Genomic DNA, 20,561 nt, shown 5'->3' on the forward strand with positions numbered 1-20,561 from the left:
AATTTATCATGACAGTAACCATAAAATATCAAAGCCAATTCAGTAACGACACTCTAACCTCTTATACTCAGCAGTGGGCTACCACTCATGGTGATATAAAAGACACGCAGGCACCAGGCTATGCCAAGGACGTTGGCCAATTTTCTGGCGGGGGGTGGTTTAGTGGTACCCAATATTCAATTGGCAGCTCTCATAGTGGTGCTAGTACTGCAATGATCGTAGAGGGTGATTTGCACTATAATATGGGCCACCATACCTTCTACGGGAAAATGGAAAACTTGGAGTTGGGTAAAAACTTGAAAGATAACTCAGATATCACTGGTAAAGAGCTTGACGAAGTGCAAGTGAAATTGAGTGGCATAGATCTGACCGGTGAATATGACCCTACCAAAACAATGGTAGAAAACCATCAAGGGGATATGCATAAAGCCACCTACGGTTTGATGAGAGGCAATGCAGAACCATTGTTGGAAATCCTCGCCGCTAAGGGTATTGATGTGAATACCCCACTGAAGGATATGCCAATCGCCAGCCAATTTGACGTTATGGCGTCAGATGCACCAATGATTGATACCGTTGGTGTGATTGAAAGCAGCGATATGTTGTTAGCCGCTTAATAAATAGAATCACTGGGAAAGGATTTTCTGGTTGATTCTCGCTGCTGTGTAATATTGTCAGTCTATTTTTAACAAGTGTAATTGCGCCACCGCCGTACTCTAGTATATCTGGCTTTTTCTTGGCTGCGGCGGTGGTTCATATTGATATTTAAACTATTATATAACTATTATATTCAGATAAGTTTATTGGTCTGTTTGTAGAACAATATAATTTAATTAATGAATATATATATTGTTAATTAAAAGGATTTTAATATGACAGTGATTATCAAGTATCATGAAGAATTTAAAAATGAAACTATTTCTTCTTATACCTACTGGTGGGCCAATGATTTTGGTGATATAGCCGATATAGCCCAGGAATCGAGAGACGCAGGATATGGTATTTACTCGGCTGGCCCAAATCCACCCACCGTTGGTTTAAAAATTGCGATTCAAAATAACTCTCCTCAAAGTAAAGCCGCAATAGTGATGGAGTCTAAGGGAGTGCATGCGGCGATGGTTATGGAGGCTAACGGAGTTAATTTATCCGAAATATCCCCCATCATTCCCGGTGACAAAGAAAGTCTGCAATTTGGTGCGCATTTAATCCCTATTCCTGATATTAACCTGGAGGATCCGCAGTTTCATCAACTTCAACTCCAGCAAGTACAATTGGAATTCAGCGGGTTAGATATTTCAGATGATATGGATATCTCTTTTTTAGAAGCTCATTATGCAATGCTTATAGATAATAACTATCCAAGTGATATGAATCTTGGTGTATATGGCCTACTGAGAGGGGATAATTCTGCCATACTGAAAATCCTCACATCAAAAGGCATTGATGTAAACACGCCGCTCAAAGACTTGGCGGTTGCCAGTCAGTTTGACGTTATTATTGAAGCGCCAGTTATTGACACTGTGGCTGATAGTAGTGAACTATTATTAGCCGTTTAACATTTAACAACGTTAGGTTTTGTATATTAACTTTAAAATCATTTGAGTGAATTAAATAATTTACTCGGTGGTAAAGGTGTCTCAATGATGAGATATGGCATAATTTAAAATCAATAGGTATCATTATGACAGTGACTATTAAGTACCAAGAACACTTTAAAGATGAAACTATTTCTTCCTATGCTCACCAGTGGGCTAAGGCGTATGATGACTTTGTTAATATATCCAACATTCATGAGAACTATACTTTTTCTGGCGCTACTGATATGAACAATAATAGAATCGCGCTAGCTGAGTTTCAAAACCCTGATGGGCCAGCCGCGCTAATTATTAGTGGCACTCTATGGGGAGATAATGGCCTCATTGAGAGGGGGAATTATATCCAATCTTTAGCGTTTGGTAACTCGTTTATTCCTAATACAGATAATACCTCTAATACAGGTAACACTCCAACCCCAAAGCAGCTTGATCAAGTACAGTTGAGCGTAGAGGGTTTAAACATTGACGGTGACTTTTATTATTCAGTATGTTCATTGTCTAGAGCGATGCATGCAGCGCCAGGAAAACCTTACCAAGGTGGCGAGGGTGAAGGCGTATACAATTTGTTGAGAGGTAATGCTGTCCCAATGTTGGAACTCCTCCAGGCGCAAGGTATCGATATAAATACACCACTCAAAGATATGGCACTTGCCAGTCAGTTTGACGTTATTACTGATTCGCCAATCATTGATACTGTGGGCGTAACAGAAGGCGGCGAAGCATTATTGGCCGTGTAATAAAGGCAGCTCACAAATGATTTTCTGGTTGGATAAATAATACTACCGCCATATCTTTTGGTTTGCTTTTTCATACTTATATCGGCGGTAGTTAATATTTTTGCTTTGCTGAAAATAACTTCCTCCCGAAAAATAATTTTTCCTGATGAATATATTACTTTAATCTAATATCAGCCGCAGAATTTTTTACGAAAAATATAAATTCTGTATGGAAATGGATGCCATGGAATCAAGCAAGAACGCCAGCTCTTCGTTGGTATCGCCAACAATTCTTTCAGTACTGGCCCATCATAAAAAAAGCCTCTGGGGCATAGGGTTATTTACCGCAGTAATTAATCTGCTGATGTTGGCACCCGCAATCTACATGCTACAAGTTTATGATCGTGTTCTCGCTTCAGCAAATACCATGACGCTATTAATGCTGACAATTCTGGTGTTGGGCATATTTGCTTTTATTGGTCTATTAGAATGGATTCGCAGTGCGGTAGTTATCCGGCTGGGGACACGTATTGATATGCAGCTTAATCAGCGAGTATTTAATGCCGCTTTTGCCTCCCAACTTATGGGCCATAAAACGCCAGCGGCTCAGGCGTTAAATGATCTAACCTTTCTGCGTCAGTTTGCTACCGGTAATGCGCTGTTTGCCTTTTTTGATGCACCGTGGTTCCCATTCTATTTGCTGGTAATTTTTCTCCTTCATCCTTGGTTGGGGGCGCTGGCAGCAGCCGGTGCTTGCATGTTGATATTTCTAGCTTGGCTCAATCATTGGATATGTAAAAAACCACTAAAAGAAGCCTCAATAACCACAGTTCAAGCAACACAGCAAGCTAATGCGAATTTGCGCAATGCTGATGCCATTCAAGCCATGGGGATGTTAAAAGCCCTACGTGAACGCTGGCTGAGGCAGCACTCACAATTTCTCTATCAGCAGAATGTTGCCAGCGATAAAAGTAGCCGCGTGACAGCCTTATCCAAATCTAGCCGTCAGGCGTTGCAGTCAACGATGTTGGGGCTAGGTGCGTTGTTGGTTATAGAGGGTGCTATTACCGCCGGGGTGATGATTGCTGGCTCTATCTTGGTTGGCCGTGTGTTAGGGCCAATTGATCAAGTAATTGCAGTTTGGAAACAATGGAGTCACACGCGGCTTGCTTACCAACGTCTGTCTGATCTATTGGCACAATACCCTCAACCCACTACCGGTATGGTTTTGCCGCCTCCGCAGGGCAAATTAAGCGTGAAACAACTAACAGTTTGCAAACCGGGAACACATATACCGGTATTGCAATCCATCAACTTTGAACTGCAACCCGTTGATGTTCTTGGTGTTTTGGGGCCGTCAGGCAGTGGCAAATCTACTCTGGCGAAGCTGTTGGTCGCAAGTCAATCTGCATTCAGTGGTTCGGTTCGTCTGGATAGTGCAGACCTTTCTCAGTGGGATAAAAACCATTTAGGGACATTCATCGGCTATCTACCCCAGGATATTCAGCTATTTCGCGGTTCAATTGCTGAGAATATTGCGCGTTTTGGCCCGGTTGATAATGAAAAAGTTATCGCTGCCGCACAATTAGCCGACGTACACGACTTGATTCTGCATTTGCCGCAAGGTTATGACTCTCAACTAGGGGATGAAGGCGAGGGGTTATCTGGTGGCCAGCGGCAGCGAATTGCATTAGCGCGAGCCGTATACGGTGTACCACGGCTTATCGTATTAGATGAGCCAAATGCCAGTTTAGATAAAGAGGGTGAGAAAGCCTTATTGGCAGGCATCAGCCAGTTAAAACGGCAGGGCAGCACAATTGTGATGGTTACCCATAAACCAGAACTGCTATCGGGCAGCGATTACTTATTGTTTTTGAACAATGGGCAAATGGAATTGTTTGATCGCACCCAAAGCATATTGAAAATCAAGGATAACGCGGCGGTTGAATCTGAGAGCAAACCATTTAACACACGTAATGGTTGGGGTAGCGGTGTGTCATACGGTGTTGCGCCCATTCGTACTGCATCACAAAAATGAAGCCCATGGAGGGAGATAAAAAGATGCTACCTGAATCAAGCCGTTTGCCAGTTACTGATGAAAACCATCAGCAGCAAAACCGATTACGGCCCCAGATAAACAGTGGTTACTATCTAAGCCTCGGTGGGTTACTTGTTATCGGTGGTTTTATTGGCTTTTTACTTTGGGCCGGGCTGGCGCCGCTGGATAAAGGCATTGCGGTTATGGGGCAGGTTGTAGTTGCTGAAAATCGCAAAGTTATTCAGCCCCTGCAAGGGGGGCGTATCCAACAGTTACATATTGCTGAAGGGGACGAAGTAACCGTAGGGCAATTATTAATCACCATGGATGACTCGGTGATTCGTAGCCAGCGGGATAGTCTACAAAATCAATATATAAGTGCTTTGGCGCAGGAAGCCCGTTTAACCGCCGAGCAGGATGGTGTGGACGAAATTACTTTCCCCCAAACATTATTCCTGAACCCAGCCCAACCTTTGGTTGAACGCAATATTATCTTGCAACAACAACTTTTCCATCACCGTCGCCAGGCTCAATTGAGTGAGATTGCTCGGCTATCTGCGCAAATTACTCGTCATCAAGACCGGTTGAATGGCTTGCAGGCGATGCGACGTAACAATCAGCGCCAATCCGACTTATTCCAGCGCCAATTACAAAGTGTTCAACTGCTGGCGAAAAATGGCCATGTTGCCAAAAATCAGTTACTGGATATGGAGCGTCAGGCGATTTCACTGCATGCGCGGGTGGAGCAGGATACCAGCGACATTGAAGAGGCTCATAAACTGATCGATGAAACCAAGCAGCATATTTCACAACGGCACGAACAGTATAAAAGTGAGAATCGCGAGCAATTAGCGAAAGCGCAGCAAAATACCCAAGAGCTGAAGCAGCGTTTGAACATAGCGGAATATGAGTTGGATAATACTCGGATATATGCTCCGGTCAGTGGTGCAATTATTGCTCTGGCACAGCATACGGTGGGGGGAGTGGTAAGTAGTGGGCAAACATTAATGGAGCTGGTCCCTCGTGGGCAACCGTTATTAGTTGAAGCCCAGTTACCGGTAGAGCTAATTGATAAAGCCAAGGCTGGCTTACCCGTCGATCTCAATTTTTCTGCTTTTAATCAGAGTAATACCCCTAAGTTATACGGAACTGTATTACATGTTGGAGCTGACCGCATACAGCATCCACAAACCTTACAGCCTTATTATCCTTTAACCGTCGCGATTGATATGTCTAATACGGAGTTAGCCATCCGGCCCGGTATGTCGGTTGATGTATTTATTCGAACGGGAGAAAGGTCATTGCTCAATTATCTGTTTAAACCGCTAGCGGACCGCCTGCATGTAGCATTTGCCGAAGAATAAAATTTTGGTGAGTTACTTGGAGTAACTTATTTGAAATAAAGGAATATAGTGATTTAATTCATGAAGATAAGACGGAATAACAGCAGCATTCTTCTTTGGTGGGGGAGTGCTATGCTTGCCAGCAGTACCCATATGTATCTGCTCTGGTTGCTGAGTACGGAGTCTGTACTTGTTAAACATCCTGATGACGCCCCAGCGGCAGTGATGCTTACCTTGTCGGCAGAAACGCAGTTCACCCAAAACGTGGAGCAAAATCCGGTGGTGGGAATACAACAGACTTTTAACGAGCCGGAGGTTGAACAACAGGAAGCTCAACCAGAAGACGTGAGTAATTTGCTGACAGCACCTGAACAACCTAATGCTGTACTGCTAGTTGAGAAAGAGTTGGAAATCACTGAAGAAGAACCTGTAGAAGAACCAGTGAAAATAAAACGTCCACAACAGCAAGTAATGAAACTGCGTAAACCTGTCATTGAGGAAACACCAGAAAACCGCAATAAGCCCTCGCCGCCAGCAGCCGTAGCCAGCACAACACTCTCTGGCGAGAGCCATCAAATTGCTGCCGCAGCAAATAGTGATTCCTTGCATAAAAAAAAGGTTAAAATGAATTGGCGAAGCCGCTTGCAAGGGCATCTGGTGGAGTTTAAACGCTATCCACCCAGAGCCAGAAAACAGCGACAACAAGGCATCGCCACTATCCGTTTTGTGGTCAATAAAGATGGGCATGTTCTATCTGCTCAGCTTATAAAAAGCAGCGGGGCCGCTATTTTAGATCATGAAGCACTGGCACTTATTAAACGTGCTCAGCCATTACCCAAGCCACCTACTGAGTTGTTATTGCATGGGCAGATAACATTAGCTCTGCCCATTAGTTTTGATTTAAAAAATAAAAGCCAGTGATAGTAGTTATGAGCCAGCAATCTATAGAGTGAGTTATTTGACCAAACAGAGGGGGTAAATTTTACCCCTGTCTAATCTTATTCAGACAGCCAACCGAGCGCACAGATAACGGTTTAGGCTAACCCCTTCTTCCGAGGCATTAATTGCCAGACGCCGGTGTTGCTCTGGCGGTAAGCGAAGAACCAGTTTCCCGCTATAGTGCTTTTCTGCCAAAGGTTGTGGCGGTGTTTCACCATTAGCCTGTATATCGCGCAGAATATCGGCAACCAACGCAGTTATCCCTGCCAGGGCTTCGACACGTTCCTTTGCAAGCCATGACAAACTGGGGAATTCTGCACATAAACCAACAAACTCATCATCTTCTGCTGACCAGGTAATTCGGTACGTATAGTGTTCGATGTTAACCATTATCCATTTCCTTGAGTTTAGCCAACGCAGCAATAACTTGTTTTACCTGATAAAACTTGGCCATTCCGCTGCTGTCCTTTTGAATGTTGATCCGAGGGTCCCCTTGCCAGGGAGTACCATAAACATGATGGCTACTGGAGTAATGCCTGGGAAAGCCAAAGTAAAAATTACAGATTTTGACGAGTTCGCGGAATTTAACCCCAGCGGGGTTAGCTGTAATCTGAGCAACCCGACTGTCCATGTCTTTCATTGCGTCTCCATTTTAGTATCATTATTGGTATCAAATCAATAGTGGTAGGCCACATAAGTGCCGTTTTAAAACGATTACAATTGAACAAACAGTGGGCATTACGGCTTCACATGCCAAGTAAGATGATTCAATTCATGGAAGCAGTGCGCAAAAATAAGGAATAAAAAAGCCGGGCATAAAGCCCGGCATGGGAAAACAGAGAGCATCGGCGAGTAAAATTAGTCGCCTGGGCAGCGTAGGCAGCGTTCAGCCTCATCGGTGCCCAATCTTAACTTGGACTGCAAATCACGCAGAGCGGTACGTAAGCCTTCTTCAATAACTGGGTGATAAAACGGCATATCCAGCATTTGATTGATGGTCATCTGCTGTTGATGTGCCCAAGCCAATAGATGTGCGATATGTTCAGCACTCGGCCCTATCATCTCAGCACCCAAGAACCGGCCAGTGCCCTGCTCGCCATAAACGCGCAAAATACCTTTATTTTTCAGCATCACTCGCGAGCGACCCTGATTTTCAAAAGAGACTTCACCGATGTCAAAACAACCGCATGCACTAAATTTTTGTGACAACTCACGGAAGGTCGAGCCTACCATCGCAATTTGTGGGTCAGAAAAAACGACCGAAATAGGGCTACGACGTAAGCCGGGGACCACTTCGGGGAAGCCCCCAGCGTTCACCCCAGCGATGCGGGCCTGATCGCTGGCCTCATGCAGTAACGGCAATTGGTTACTTGCATCACCAGCGATAAAAATATGTGGCACGCTAGTTTGCATAGTGAGTCGATCAGCTTGTGGTACACCGCGCGCATCAAGAGCGAGGGACGTATTTTCCAGCCCCAGTTTATCTACATTAGGGCGGCGACCAGTGGCTGCTAAAACATAATCAACCATGATCTCTTGCAGTTTGCCGGTGTTATCCAGATAGCGGATAAAGACTTTATCCCCCTCACGCTGCATGACTTCAACTTTCACGTCAGGATCAAGATAGAACTCTTCACTCAACGTTTTCGCTGCGTAATTACGTACAATGCTGTCAGTCAGTGGGCCGACACTACCACCGACACCGAACATTTTTACCTGAACACCCAGCCGATGCAGTGCCTGACCAAGTTCCAGACCAATAACACCAGGCCCGAATACCGCGACAGATTCGGGTAGGTCATCCCAGCTAAACACATCATCATTAACTATCAGTCGGTCACCCAGCTCATTCCAGGCGGTGGGCCAGGTTGGGCGGGAGCCAGTTGCAATCACGATACGCTGCGCAACAATACGAGTATGATCATCAACTTGTAGCGTATTGTCATCAATAAAACGGGCATAGCCTTGAATTTTATCGGCGGCTGGAATGTTATCTACGCCTTCCAGCACAAAACCAACAAACCGGTCGCGCTCACGTTTAACACGACTCATCACTTCACGGCCATTAATCAGAATGTCACCTTGCGGATGAATACCAAATCTAGGCGCTTTTTCAATATGGTGTACGGCTTCTGCCGCTGCAATCAACAGTTTGGATGGCATGCAACCGACTCGAGCACAGGTGGTACCGTATTCGCCACCTTCAATCATCACCACACTTGGCGTTGACAGTTTGGCTGCGCGATAAGCGCCAAGTCCGGCCGTGCCGCCGCCAATTACGGCGACATCAACGTTTAAGGTTTTCATGTCTGCTCCTAACAGAAAAAAAGGTAGGCCGAAGCCTACCAAGTATACCCTTCGTATTTGAAGCCGCAGGGTTGTTAGCTACATTTGTTACTCAGCCCATCCTGGGGCATCGCCTCTGCGAGCAGCGTTCAAACCTGCTCCCGGCAGATTTGTCCCCCGAATCACTTACTGGTCTTGACCTTAAAAATAAGTAAGCTCATTGGGATGAGTTCACATGCCGCCTACCTGCAACTCCAATAACTTTGGGTATTCACATTATCTTCATTCTATTAATGTTATTAAGCTGATAAGTAATTTTCTAAATCATCACTGCCACCAATGTGGCGGCCACCGATAAATACTTGTGGTACGGTTCCACGGCCAGTGATTGCACGCAAACTAACGGTTGTCGCATCTTTACCTAGCACGATCTCTTCATACTGAATCCCGCGTTCTTGCAGCATTTGTTTCGCTTTGGCACAGAATGGGCAGCCCGGTTTGGTAAAGACAGACACCGATTCCTGTACTTTAAAGTCAGGTGCCAGATACTTCAGCATGGTATCTGCATCAGACACTTCAAACGGGTCGCCCGGCTTATTTGGCTCCACAAACATTTTCTCAACCACACCGTTACGCACCAGCATGGAGTAACGCCATGAACGTGGACCGAAGCCCAGATCGGCTTTCTCAACCAGCATGTTCATACCTTTGGTGAATTCGCCGTTACCGTCTGGAACGAAAGTAATGTTTTCAGCATGTTGATCAGCTTTCCAGGCATTCATCACGAAAGTGTCGTTGACTGATACGCACAGAATGCTATCAACACCGTGCTGTTTAAACACACCTGCCAGTTCGTTATAACGTGGCAGATGGCTGGAAGAACAAGTCGGGGTAAACGCACCCGGTAGTGAAAATACAATCACTGTTTTATTGCTGAATAAATCGTCGGTAGTTACGTCAACCCACTGATCACCCTGACGGGTATGGAAAGTCACTTGTGGGATTTTTTTACCTTCTTGGCTAGTAAACATCAGTAACTCCTTAATTAAAAAATGAAATATTAAAATTTGTCTGTGTGTCTCTTGGTTGGGACACATTATTCATTTTATCGCTTGATAGATCTAATCACTGGTTGCTATCTTATCTATCGTCAATGGCTATCATAAAGCGGAGCACAGATGAATATTCGTGATTTAGAATACTTAGTGGCGCTGGCTGAGTTCAGGCATTTCCGGCGTGCCGCCGACTCTTGCCATGTCAGCCAACCCACATTAAGCGGCCAGATTCGTAAGCTGGAAGATGAGTTGGGTGTGATGTTGCTGGAGCGCACTAGCCGTAAGGTCTTGTTTACCCAGGCTGGGTTGTTGTTGGTGGAGCAAGCCAGAACGGTATTGCGAGAAGTGAAGGTACTGAAAGAGATGGCCAGCTTGCAGGGCGAAAGTATGTCCGGCCCGCTGCATATCGGCCTTATTCCTACCGTCGGGCCTTACTTGCTGCCGCAAATCATTCCTATGTTGCATAAGACATTCCCGAAACTGGAAATGTATCTGCATGAAGCACAAACCCAGAATCTTTTGGCTCAGTTGGACAGTGGTAAGCTGGACTGCGCCATTCTGGCGTTGGTCAAAGAGACCGAAGCTTTTATCGAAGTTCCGCTATTTGATGAGCCGATGAACCTGGCTATTTATGCCGATCATCCATGGGCAGATCGTGACAGAGTGCAAATGCATGAGCTGGCGGGTGAGAAATTATTAATGTTGGAAGATGGTCACTGCCTGCGCGATCAGGCCATGGGCTTTTGTTTCCAGGCCGGTGCAGAAGAAGACACTCATTTCCGCGCCACCAGTTTGGAAACCCTGCGTAATATGGTGGCTGCGGGGAGTGGTATAACTTTGCTGCCGTCGCTGGCGGTGCCGAATGAGCGTAAGCGTGATGGTGTATGCTATCTGGAGTGCTACAAACCGGTGCCTAAACGCACCGTCGCGTTGGTGTACCGCCCCGGTTCCCCACTGCGTGGCCGCTATGAGCAACTGGCCGAGGCGATACGTGAACACATGCAACCGCGCATGAGCTCAGAAGTTACAAACGAAAAGCTAGAACAGGCGGTTTAAACCGTTGAGCGCTGCCACACGATAGGCTTCAGCCATAGTCGGATAGTTGAAGGTCGTATTAACGAAATATTCGATAGTATTACCTTCTCCTTTCTGTTCCATAATCGCCTGCCCGATGTGGATAATTTCCGCTGCGCGTTCGCCGAAGCAATGAATACCGAGGATCTGCTTGGTTTCCCGATGGAATAGGATTTTTAAGCTACCAGTATTCATCCCGACGATTTGCGCGCGCGCCAGATGTTTAAACTGCGCGCGGCCAACCTCGTAGGGCACTTTCATCGCGGTTAGGTCTTGCTCGGTTTTACCAACAGAACTGATTTCCGGGATGGTATAAATACCTGTCGGAATATCTTCAATCAAATGAACGTTGGCTTCACCTTTGATCATCGCTTGTGCCGCGATACGCCCCTGATCATAGGCCGCAGAGGCCAGGCTCGGATAACCAATCACATCACCCACCGCATATACATGGGGCAGCGCTGTCTGGTACATGCTATTGACCTTCAGCAGACCACGGCTATCAGCTTCCAGACCAATATTTTCCAACCCTAAACCGCTGGTATTACCGGTACGCCCATTGGCATACAACAAGCAGTCTGCCTTGACCTTTTTACCTGACTTCAGATGCACAATAACACCGTCAAGAGTCCCCTCAATTTGCTCAAACTCTTCGTTGTGACGGATAACGACACCGTTATTCCAGAAGTGGTAAGAGAGGGCATCTGACATTTCCTGATCAAGGAAGGCCAGTAGACGGTCGCGGGTATTGATTAAATCAACTTTGACGCTCAAACCACGGAAGATTGAAGCATATTCACAACCAATAACACCTGCGCCATAGATAATGACGTGTTGGGGTTCATGGCTGAGCTGTAAAATGGTATCGCTGTCGTAAATACGTTCATGACTAAAATCAACATTCGCCGGGCGGTAGGGGCGTGAACCTGTTGCAATCACAATATTATCAGCGCGGAGTGTATCGTTGGTGCCATCGGCATAGCGCACATTGATAGTGTTGGCATCAATAAAACTGGCATCGCCTGAGAACATATGGCAGTGGTTGCGATCGTAAAAGCCCTGGCGCATACGTGTCTGTTGATTAATAACACGGTCAGCATGGTTTAAAATATCAGCGAAAGAAGAACTGATGGTTCGGGCATTGTCGCTGTAGAGTGGATTTTGGTTGAATTCGATAATACGGCTAACGGCGTGGCGCAAAGCTTTGGAAGGGATAGTGCCCCAATGGGTACATCCACCGCCCACATTATTATACCGTTCAATTACGGCAACACGGGCACCTTGCTTGACCAACCCCATAGCGGCACCTTCACCGCCAGGACCCGAGCCAATAACAATGGCATCAAAATGGAAGTGCTGTTGCATGTAGGAGAGACCTATTCTTATACAAAATTACAACGATACATTAACATCAACCCAACCAGATACCCAATAAATTTCAAGGTACAGCCAACACATCTGTAAATTGAAAGATGGCAGGCATAAGCCAATCAACCATGGGTAAATCACCGTGATGTGTGTTGTAAAGCGGCAATTCTGTATTGGGATGATACGTTTGTATAACGGTTGTTACTATAAAGTTTGGTATATTGTTGACTATATATCTTAGATTGAGAATTTGGATATCCCTTGGGCACGATTATGGGCGTCAGAGCACAACAAAAAGAGCGGACTCGTCGTTCCCTTATCGAAGCGGCGTTCAGCCAATTGAGTGCTGAGCGGAGTTTTGCCAGCCTTAGCTTGCGGGAAGTCTCTCGCGAAGCTGGTATCGCACCGACTTCTTTTTACCGGCATTTCCGCGATGTCGACGAACTTGGCCTGACAATGGTCGATGAAAGCGGTCTGATGTTGCGTCAACTGATGCGTCAGGCACGCCAGCGGATTGCCAAGGGCGGCAGTGTTATCCGTACCTCAGTATCTACATTTATGGAATTTATCGGTAATAACCCGAATGCGTTTCGTCTATTGCTGCGGGAGCGTTCCGGCACGTCTGCCGCATTTCGTGCAGCAGTTGCACGTGAAATTCAGCATTTTATTGCCGAGCTGGCAGATTACCTCGAACTGGAAAATCACATGCCACGTAGCTTCACTGAAGCTCAGGCTGAGGCCATGGTCACAATTGTCTTCAGTGCCGGTGCTGAAGTGCTGGACGTAGATATTGAACAACGGCGACAGTTAGAGGAGCGCTTGGTCTTACAATTGCGGATGATCTCCAAGGGCGCTTATTATTGGTATCGTCGCGAGCAGGAAAAACTCGCTGTATCTCGCACTTAATAAGGTAAGGAAAAATGATGGAACAGTCTCGCCGTGAAATCGGCACCCTGCTGCTGGCGTTGATTACTGGCCTGGCAATAAATGGTTCATTTAATACATTATTCAGCGCGTTTGTGCCTTTTTCAGTTTTTCCGCTGCTAACATTGGTATTGGCTGTATATTGTTTACATCAGCGCTACCTCAATTTTGCCATGCCGCATGGCTTGCCAGTGCTGGCCTCTGCATGTTTCCTGCTCGGGATTTTGTTGTATAGTGCGATTGTACGGGTTGAGCATCCGGCCATTGGTTCTAATTTCGTTCCTTCTATTCTCAGTGTCGTGTTGGTGTTCTGGATCTTGTTTAAACTAAAAGCACGTAAGTCGGTGCAATCAGAATCTGAGCCAGATAATTCGGATAACCAGCAGCCGCAATAACCTGAAAATGGCATGTTTTAAAACGACATATTTTAAAACGCAAAAGGGCAACATCACGTTGCCCTTTTGCTTATCTATTGCCTGTCAGCCGCGCTTTTCTAGTAATACCCCACACTCCATATGATGGGTGTAGGGGAACTGATCAAATAGAGCTAAGCGGCTGATTTTATGTGTCTGTTGTAACTGTTCCAGATTGGCGCACAGCGTTTCAGGGTTACAGGAGATATAAAGGATACGCGGATAACCTTGTACCAGCTTGACCGTCTCGTCATCCAGCCCGCTGCGCGGGGGATCGACAAAAATGGTCTCACAGTTATAACTGCTCAGGTCAATCCCCTTCAAACGGTTAAACTCGCGCACACCTAGCATTGCTTGGGTAAACTCTTCAGCCGACATGCGGATAATTTGCACGTTATCGATATTATTTGCCGCGATATTGTATTGCGCTGCCGCCACTGAGGGTTTAGCGATTTCTGTTGCCAACACGCGTGCAAAATTGCGTGCTAGCGCCAACGAGAAGTTACCATTACCGCAGTACAACTCCAATAAATCGCCACTGGCGTTCTTAGTGGTATCAATTGCCCATTCCAGCATATGGATATTCACCGCCGCATTCGGTTGGGTGAAACTATTCTCCACCTGACGATAAATCATTTCACGCCCGGCAACCGGCAATACTTCATCGATATAGTCATGATCCAAAATAATTTTGGTTTTTGCCGCGCGCCCGATCAATTGCAAGTCGAAGCCTTGTGCTCGCAACTGATCACGTAATTCCAGCGCTTTCTGCTGCCACTCTTCATCTAATTGACGGTGATACAGCAAAGAAGCGATCAGTTTACCGCTTAGGGTAGATAAGTAATCAATCTGGAACAGTTTACGCCGCAAAATTGGTTCGGCTCTAATGGCTGTCATCAACGCGCTCATTAGACGATTGATCAACAAACTCGCCACCGGGAACTGTTCAACCCGGATACGCTGCTTAGTCTGCTGGTCAAACATGATGTGGTACAAGTCATCTTCATCGTGCCAAACGCGAAACTCTGCTCTCATGCGGTAATGTTCGGCAGGAGAACGGAATATTTCCGCAGCAGGTGCCTGAAACGGCGACATCATCGCCTGAAGACGGGCAGATTTTTCCGCCAGTTGTTGGTCGTAGCTGTCTGTCGGCAGGATGTCGGGAGTCATGATTCTTCTCGTCTGGCCATTATAAAAGAGGGTTACTGCTGCGGATTGTAGGGAAAGTGGGAGTGATGTCCAGTTTTGTTGTGTTTATTCACTATAACGAGGATGGAAGTCTAGACATCTATTTTACTTGATCGTAGCATTGCGATCCGGCCTCATGCTGTTACTTAAACACCTAAGAGTTAAAAGGGAATCCGGTGTAAATCCGGAGCTGACGCGCAGCGGTAAGGGGAAGTTACGGCGATAGGTTTCAACCAGACACTGTCCGCAAGGGCGGGAAGTCATCGCCAGCTCTATTTCACGGTATTAATTCATTTAAGTAATGAATAAGGCGTGACATCAGAGATCCCAAGCCCGAAGACCTGCCGGTATTACGTCGCAATATGCGTGGTCGTCGCGAACTATCGGCCATGGCACTGCGGCATCCGCCAATTGAGTTTGGATGCTTGTATTCATGACAATAAAAAAATATACGCTGCTCACAGCCCTTTCTGTGACAGCATTTTCTGGATGGGCCCAGGACAGCACCACAACAAGTAATGATGACATGGTGGTTACCGCCAATCGATTCCCCCAACCCATATCTTCTATCTTGGCTCCGGTTGATGTTGTTACTCGTAATGATATTGATCGCTGGCAATCAACTAACCTGAATGATGTTATGCGCCGCTTGCCTGGTGTGAACATTGCACAAACTGGTGGGCCTGGCCAACAGAGTTCCTTGTTTATCCGAGGTACAGATGCCAGGCATGTTTTAGTTCTGGTTGATGGTGTTCGTCTGAATCAGTCGGGTATCAGCGGTTCTTCTGATCTCAGCCAAATCCCTGTCTCTTTAGTACAGCGTATTGAATATATTCGTGGACCACGTTCTGCGGTATATGGTTCAGATGCTATCGGTGGGGTAGTAAACATCATTACTGTGCGTGAAGCCTTGGGTAGCACACTTACCGCAGGCGTGGGTTCGAATGGTTACCAGAACTACGGTGGTTCAACTCAGCAAAAACTGGGTGATAGCACCACGGTGACGTTGGCAGGAAATTACGATTACAGTAAAGGTTATGACATTGTTGCTGCTGGTAATACTGGCATGGCAAGCCAGCCGGATCGTGACGGATACATGGGGAAAATGCTGTGGGCAGGTGTTAATCATGATTTCAATAATCAATTCAGTGGCTTTGCGCGTGCTTACGGTTTCGATAACCGTAGTGACTATGATGGCAGTTATTATCCCGGTTCAGCATTATTAGATACCCGCCAGCTATCAAGCCGTACTTATGACACTGGGTTACGTTTTAAAAATGGAATTTATGCGTCTCAACTGATCGCAAGTTATAACCGCACTAAAGACTATAACTATGATCCATTGTTTGGTCGGCATGATGTATCCGCCTCTTTAGATGATGCAGAGCAATACAATTTACAATGGGGTAATACGCTGCAAGTCGGTAAAGGCGAGGTTAGTGCGGGGGCTGATTGGCAGGAGCAAACAACCAAACGCAAAGCGATGAATGCAACCAATTCTGATGAATACACATTGCGCAACACGGGTATTTATCTGACAGGGCAGCAACAGATCAATGATGTCACTTTAGAAGGCTCAGCGCGCAGTGACGATAATTCGCAATTTGGTTGGCACTCCACCTGGCAGACCAGCGCGGGCTGGGAGTTTATTGATGGCTATCGTTTGATCGGTTCTTACGGTACGGCCTATAAGGCTCCCAATTTAATGCAGCTTTATAGCGCCTATGGCGGTAACACGAACCTGAAACCAGAAGAAAGCAAACAATGGGAAGGCGGGCTTGAAGGCTTAACCGGGCCAGTAACTTGGCGCTTATCCACTTATCGTAATGATATTGAAGAACTTATAGACTATGACAGTAGTAGTAACCGTTACTACAATGTGAGTAAAGCGGTGATAAAAGGTGTGGAATGGACGGGAGCTTTCGACACCGGGCCGTTATCTCACCAAGTTACGTTAGAATATCTTGATCCTCGCGATGCTGAAACCAATCAAATTCTGGTGCGCCGCGCTAAGCAACAGGTTAAATACCAACTTGATTGGCAGGTGGCCGAGTTAGATTGGTCGGTAACATATCAATATCTTGGTCAGCGTTATGACAATACATTCGATCCAACCACTTTTGCACCAAGCTCAGTAAAATTGGGAGGGATTAGCCTTTGGGATCTAGCTGTTTCATATCCGGTCACCTCTCATCTCACAGTTCGTGGTAGAATTGCCAACCTGTTTGATAAAGATTATGAGACGGTTTATGGCTATAAAACCGCTGGACGAGAGTATTACCTCACCGGAAGCTATAACTTCTAAGGTTGATACTGCCCCTCGCCCGACAGCACTGATTTTTGACTCAGGTGTTGGCGGGCTATCTGTCTATCAAGAGATTCGGCAGTTGCTGCCGGATCTCCACTATATATATGCTTTCGATAATGTCGCTTTCCCTTATGGGGAGAAGTCCGGCGAGTTTATCATTGAACGCGTACTGGAAATTGTCACTGCGGTGCAGCAGCGCCATCCGCTGGCAATCGTCGTCATTGCCTGTAACACGGCCAGTACAGTTGTGCTTCCTGCTTTACGTGAGCGCTTCGCATTCCCTGTGGTTGGGGTTGTTCCCGCTATCAAACCGGCGGTGCGATTAACCCGCAATGGTGTTGTTGGCTTATTGGCTACCCGTGGCACCGTGCATGCTTCTTATACCCGGGATTTGATTGAGCGCTTTGCCACTGATTGCAAAATTGAATTGCTGGGTTCATCTGAGCTGGTGGAACTGGCAGAGTCCAAGTTGCATGGCGGTGCTGTACCTATCGAAACCTTAAAGAAAATCCTCCATCCATGGTTGGCGATGCGTGAGCCGCCGGACACCATTGTATTGGGGTGCACTCATTTCCCTCTATTAGTAGAAGAGTTGGCGCAAGTGTTGCCTGAAGGTACCCGTATGGTCGATTCCGGTGCAGCAATAGCTCGTCGCACTGCCTGGCTCATCTCTTCTCAAGAAAATGTAGTTTCTTCTCAGGAAGATAATATTGCTTACTGCATGGCGTTGAATGCAGATACTGACGTTTTATTGCCCGTTTTGCAGAGTTATGGCTTCCCGGTGCTGCAAAAACTGCCAATTTAAAGGTGTTTTGACTAAAGATTCAGCGGTTGAAAAGTTTTTTCAAATTAGGGGTTGCAGGCTGTCAGGAACTCCCTATAATGCGCCTCCACTGACCGGGAACAACGAAACATACTTCGCCGGGTCAGGAAGCGAAAAGAATGACTTTGACTTCGAAAGAAACGAAAGAAACTCTTGACTCTTCAGCGGGAAAGCGTATTATCTGCCTCCCGCGTTACCGTAAGATTCGCCGAAAGGCAAACGGGTAACGAACGCTCTTTAACAATTTATCAGACAATCTGTGTGGGCACTCGCAAGACGATATCGAAGCCTGTTTCGGCAGGCAGAAGAAATATCAAAGTCTTGAAGAGTGACCAAAGCAGTACACATTTGAACTTCGGTTCGAATGCTTATTTGCAGAAAGTAATCTTTGAGCATCGCTATGTTAACTCATAGCAAATCAAACAAATCTTAAATTGAAGAGTTTGATCATGGCTCAGATTGAACGCTGGCGGCAGGCCTAACACATGCAAGTCGAGCGGCAGCGGGAAGTAGTTTACTACTTTGCCGGCGAGCGGCGGACGGGTGAGTAATGTCTGGGAAACTGCCTGATGGAGGGGGATAACTACTGGAAACGGTAGCTAATACCGCATGACCTCGTAAGAGCAAAGTGGGGGACCTTCGGGCCTCACGCCATCGGATGTGCCCAGATGGGATTAGCTAGTAGGTGGGGTAATGGCTCACCTAGGCGACGATCCCTAGCTGGTCTGAGAGGATGACCAGCCACACTGGAACTGAGACACGGTCCAGACTCCTACGGGAGGCAGCAGTGGGGAATATTGCACAATGGGCGCAAGCCTGATGCAGCCATGCCGCGTGTGTGAAGAAGGCCTTCGGGTTGTAAAGCACTTTCAGCGAGGAGGAAGGCAGTCGTGTTAATAGCACGGTTGATTGACGTTACTCGCAGAAGAAGCACCGGCTAACTCCGTGCCAGCAGCCGCGGTAATACGGAGGGTGCAAGCGTTAATCGGAATTACTGGGCGTAAAGCGCACGCAGGCGGTTTGTTAAGTCAGATGTGAAATCCCCGCGCTTAACGTGGGAACTGCATTTGAAACTGGCAAGCTAGAGTCTTGTAGAGGGGGGTAGAATTCCAGGTGTAGCGGTGAAATGCGTAGAGATCTGGAGGAATACCGGTGGCGAAGGCGGCCCCCTGGACAAAGACTGACGCTCAGGTGCGAAAGCGTGGGGAGCAAACAGGATTAGATACCCTGGTAGTCCACGCTGTAAACGATGTCGACTTGGAGGTTGTGCCCTTGAGGCGTGGCTTCCGGAGCTAACGCGTTAAGTCGACCGCCTGGGGAGTACGGCCGCAAGGTTAAAACTCAAATGAATTGACGGGGGCCCGCACAAGCGGTGGAGCATGTGGTTTAATTCGATGCAACGCGAAGAACCTTACCTACTCTTGACATCCACGGAATTTAGCAGAGATGCTTTAGTGCCTTCGGGAACCGTGAGACAGGTGCTGCATGGCTGTCGTCAGCTCGTGTTGTGAAATGTTGGGTTAAGTCCCGCAACGAGCGCAACCCTTATCCTTTGTTGCCAGCACGTAATGGTGGGAACTCAAGGGAGACTGCCGGTGACAAACCGGAGGAAGGTGGGGATGACGTCAAGTCATCATGGCCCTTACGAGTAGGGCTACACACGTGCTACAATGGCAGATACAAAGTGAAGCGAACTCGCGAGAGCAAGCGGACCACATAAAGTCTGTCGTAGTCCGGATTGGAGTCTGCAACTCGACTCCATGAAGTCGGAATCGCTAGTAATCGTAGATCAGAATGCTACGGTGAATACGTTCCCGGGCCTTGTACACACCGCCCGTCACACCATGGGAGTGGGTTGCAAAAGAAGTAGGTAGCTTAACCTTCGGGAGGGCGCTTACCACTTTGTGATTCATGACTGGGGTGAAGTCGTAACAAGGTAACCGTAGGGGAACCTGCGGTTGGATCACCTCCTTACCTAACGATACGCATTGCGCAGTGTCCACACAGATTGTCTGATAGAAAGTAACGAGCAAATAAGGCCGGGCTGAGAGATTAGTCGGGCTTTAGTACCTTGTTGGGTCTGTAGCTCAGGTGGTTAGAGCGCACCCCTGATAAGGGTGAGGTCGGTGGTTCAAGTCCACTCAGACCCACCAACTCATCCTCATACTGCGTTACAGACACATTCGTTTATACCCATAAACGTCGCGTGACTGCGCCTTGTCTGAGAATGAGTTATGCCGATAAGGTATTTTGCTTTTTATATGGGGCTATAGCTCAGCTGGGAGAGCGCCTGCCTTGCACGCAGGAGGTCAGCGGTTCGATCCCGCTTAGCTCCACCATATAAAAAAACTATTTCAAAACGTACTGCGGCCGCAAGGCACAGTGTGTTGTGAAATATTGCTCTTTAACAATCTGGAACAAGCTGAAAATTGAAACAATACAGCTGAAACTTATCTCTCCGTAGAATGACTGAGATAAGGATTAACCTGTA

General features: G+C 46.8%; 17 protein-coding genes, 2 tRNA genes, 1 rRNA gene and 1 riboswitch. Of the genes, 14 read left to right on the top strand and 6 right to left on the bottom strand.

Annotated features, from left to right (window positions below; all coding sequences use genetic code 11):
* Nucleotides 1-8 precede the first annotated feature (8 nt).
* From A6J67_RS04015 to A6J67_RS04040, 6 genes are all read left to right on the top strand, one after another.
* Nucleotides 9-617, top strand: coding sequence for a heme acquisition protein HasA (locus tag A6J67_RS04015; protein WP_050297729.1), 609 nt, complete (start codon nucleotides 9-11; stop codon nucleotides 615-617).
* Nucleotides 618-872: 255 nt separating this feature from the next.
* Entirely contained in the window at nucleotides 873-1,556 is a 684-nt protein-coding gene (locus A6J67_RS04020) for a heme acquisition protein HasA (protein WP_005192147.1), read from the top strand.
* 125 nt (nucleotides 1,557-1,681) lie between these two features.
* Complete coding sequence (locus A6J67_RS04025; protein WP_042568910.1) at nucleotides 1,682-2,332, top strand: heme acquisition protein HasA; 651 nt, start codon at nucleotides 1,682-1,684, stop codon at nucleotides 2,330-2,332.
* Nucleotides 2,333-2,555: 223 nt separating this feature from the next.
* Complete coding sequence (locus tag A6J67_RS04030; RefSeq protein WP_080608056.1) at nucleotides 2,556-4,349, top strand: type I secretion system permease/ATPase; 1,794 nt, start codon at nucleotides 2,556-2,558, stop codon at nucleotides 4,347-4,349.
* 23 nt (nucleotides 4,350-4,372) lie between these two features.
* Nucleotides 4,373-5,713 (top strand): HlyD family type I secretion periplasmic adaptor subunit, encoded by a 1,341-nt coding sequence (locus tag A6J67_RS04035; protein ID WP_050297731.1) that lies wholly within the window; start codon nucleotides 4,373-4,375, stop codon nucleotides 5,711-5,713.
* A gap of 111 nt (nucleotides 5,714-5,824) precedes the next feature.
* Nucleotides 5,825-6,613, top strand: a complete 789-nt coding sequence (locus A6J67_RS04040; RefSeq protein ID WP_080608057.1) for an energy transducer TonB — start codon at nucleotides 5,825-5,827, stop codon at nucleotides 6,611-6,613.
* Between the two features lie 81 nt (nucleotides 6,614-6,694).
* Here the strand turns inward: A6J67_RS04040 and A6J67_RS04045 are convergent, their stop codons facing one another.
* The 4 genes from A6J67_RS04045 to A6J67_RS04060 form a co-directional block, all read right to left on the bottom strand.
* Nucleotides 6,695-7,021 (bottom strand): type II toxin-antitoxin system HicB family antitoxin, encoded by a 327-nt coding sequence (locus A6J67_RS04045; RefSeq protein WP_032907868.1) that lies wholly within the window; start codon nucleotides 7,019-7,021, stop codon nucleotides 6,695-6,697.
* Nucleotides 7,014-7,271, bottom strand: coding sequence for a hypothetical protein (locus tag A6J67_RS04050; RefSeq protein WP_005192126.1), 258 nt, complete (start codon nucleotides 7,269-7,271; stop codon nucleotides 7,014-7,016). Before A6J67_RS04050 ends, A6J67_RS04045 begins: the two co-directional genes overlap by 8 nt.
* Nucleotides 7,272-7,489: 218 nt before the next feature.
* Entirely contained in the window at nucleotides 7,490-8,938 is a 1,449-nt protein-coding gene (locus tag A6J67_RS04055; RefSeq protein ID WP_050089569.1) for a dihydrolipoyl dehydrogenase, read from the bottom strand.
* Between the two features lie 278 nt (nucleotides 8,939-9,216).
* The gene (locus A6J67_RS04060) at nucleotides 9,217-9,948 is read right to left on the bottom strand and encodes a glutathione peroxidase (RefSeq protein WP_005192103.1); all 732 of its coding nucleotides are present in this window, start codon (nucleotides 9,946-9,948) and stop codon (nucleotides 9,217-9,219) included.
* Nucleotides 9,949-10,095: 147 nt separating this feature from the next.
* Between A6J67_RS04060 and oxyR the strand changes: the two genes are divergently transcribed.
* Nucleotides 10,096-11,028 (top strand): DNA-binding transcriptional regulator OxyR, encoded by a 933-nt coding sequence (oxyR, locus tag A6J67_RS04065; protein WP_032907867.1) that lies wholly within the window; start codon nucleotides 10,096-10,098, stop codon nucleotides 11,026-11,028.
* Here the strand turns inward: oxyR and sthA are convergent.
* Nucleotides 11,011-12,411, bottom strand: a complete 1,401-nt coding sequence (gene sthA / locus A6J67_RS04070; RefSeq protein ID WP_005192101.1) for a Si-specific NAD(P)(+) transhydrogenase — start codon at nucleotides 12,409-12,411, stop codon at nucleotides 11,011-11,013. The two genes, oxyR and sthA, sit on opposite strands and share 18 nt — an antisense overlap.
* A 276-nt stretch (nucleotides 12,412-12,687) precedes the next feature.
* Here sthA and fabR point away from each other — a divergent pair, with 276 nt between their 5' ends.
* Nucleotides 12,688-13,320 (top strand): HTH-type transcriptional repressor FabR, encoded by a 633-nt coding sequence (fabR, locus tag A6J67_RS04075; RefSeq protein WP_005192099.1) that lies wholly within the window; start codon nucleotides 12,688-12,690, stop codon nucleotides 13,318-13,320.
* Nucleotides 13,321-13,334: 14 nt separating this feature from the next.
* Nucleotides 13,335-13,733 carry a YijD family membrane protein gene (locus tag A6J67_RS04080; protein WP_005192097.1) on the top strand — a complete coding sequence of 133 codons (399 nt, stop codon included), beginning with the start codon at nucleotides 13,335-13,337 and terminating at the stop codon, nucleotides 13,731-13,733.
* Nucleotides 13,734-13,817: 84 nt separating this feature from the next.
* Here A6J67_RS04080 and trmA read toward each other — a convergent pair whose 3' ends face one another.
* On the bottom strand, nucleotides 13,818-14,921 hold the full coding sequence (gene trmA / locus A6J67_RS04085) for a tRNA (uridine(54)-C5)-methyltransferase TrmA (RefSeq protein ID WP_050074159.1): 1,104 nt from the start codon (nucleotides 14,919-14,921) through the stop codon (nucleotides 13,818-13,820).
* Nucleotides 14,922-15,051: 130 nt separating this feature from the next.
* Nucleotides 15,052-15,303: riboswitch (cobalamin riboswitch) on the top strand.
* Nucleotides 15,304-15,372: 69 nt separating this feature from the next.
* Between trmA and btuB the strand changes: the two genes are divergently transcribed.
* From btuB to A6J67_RS04115, 5 genes are all read left to right on the top strand, one after another.
* Complete coding sequence (gene btuB, locus A6J67_RS04090; RefSeq protein WP_032907878.1) at nucleotides 15,373-17,244, top strand: TonB-dependent vitamin B12 receptor BtuB; 1,872 nt, start codon at nucleotides 15,373-15,375, stop codon at nucleotides 17,242-17,244.
* Nucleotides 17,189-18,052, top strand: a complete 864-nt coding sequence (murI, locus tag A6J67_RS04095) for a glutamate racemase (protein ID WP_032907866.1) — start codon at nucleotides 17,189-17,191, stop codon at nucleotides 18,050-18,052. The genes btuB and murI overlap by 56 nt, the downstream gene beginning before the upstream one ends.
* A gap of 449 nt (nucleotides 18,053-18,501) precedes the next feature.
* Nucleotides 18,502-20,044: ribosomal RNA gene (locus tag A6J67_RS04105) — 16S ribosomal RNA — on the top strand.
* Between the two features lie 102 nt (nucleotides 20,045-20,146).
* Nucleotides 20,147-20,223: transfer RNA gene (locus A6J67_RS04110), tRNA-Ile, on the top strand.
* 110 nt (nucleotides 20,224-20,333) lie between these two features.
* Nucleotides 20,334-20,409, top strand: a tRNA-Ala gene (locus tag A6J67_RS04115).
* Nucleotides 20,410-20,561 lie beyond the last annotated feature (152 nt).

Source organism: Yersinia sp. FDAARGOS_228 (assembly GCF_002073315.2).
GTDB lineage: Bacteria > Pseudomonadota > Gammaproteobacteria > Enterobacterales > Enterobacteriaceae > Yersinia > Yersinia intermedia.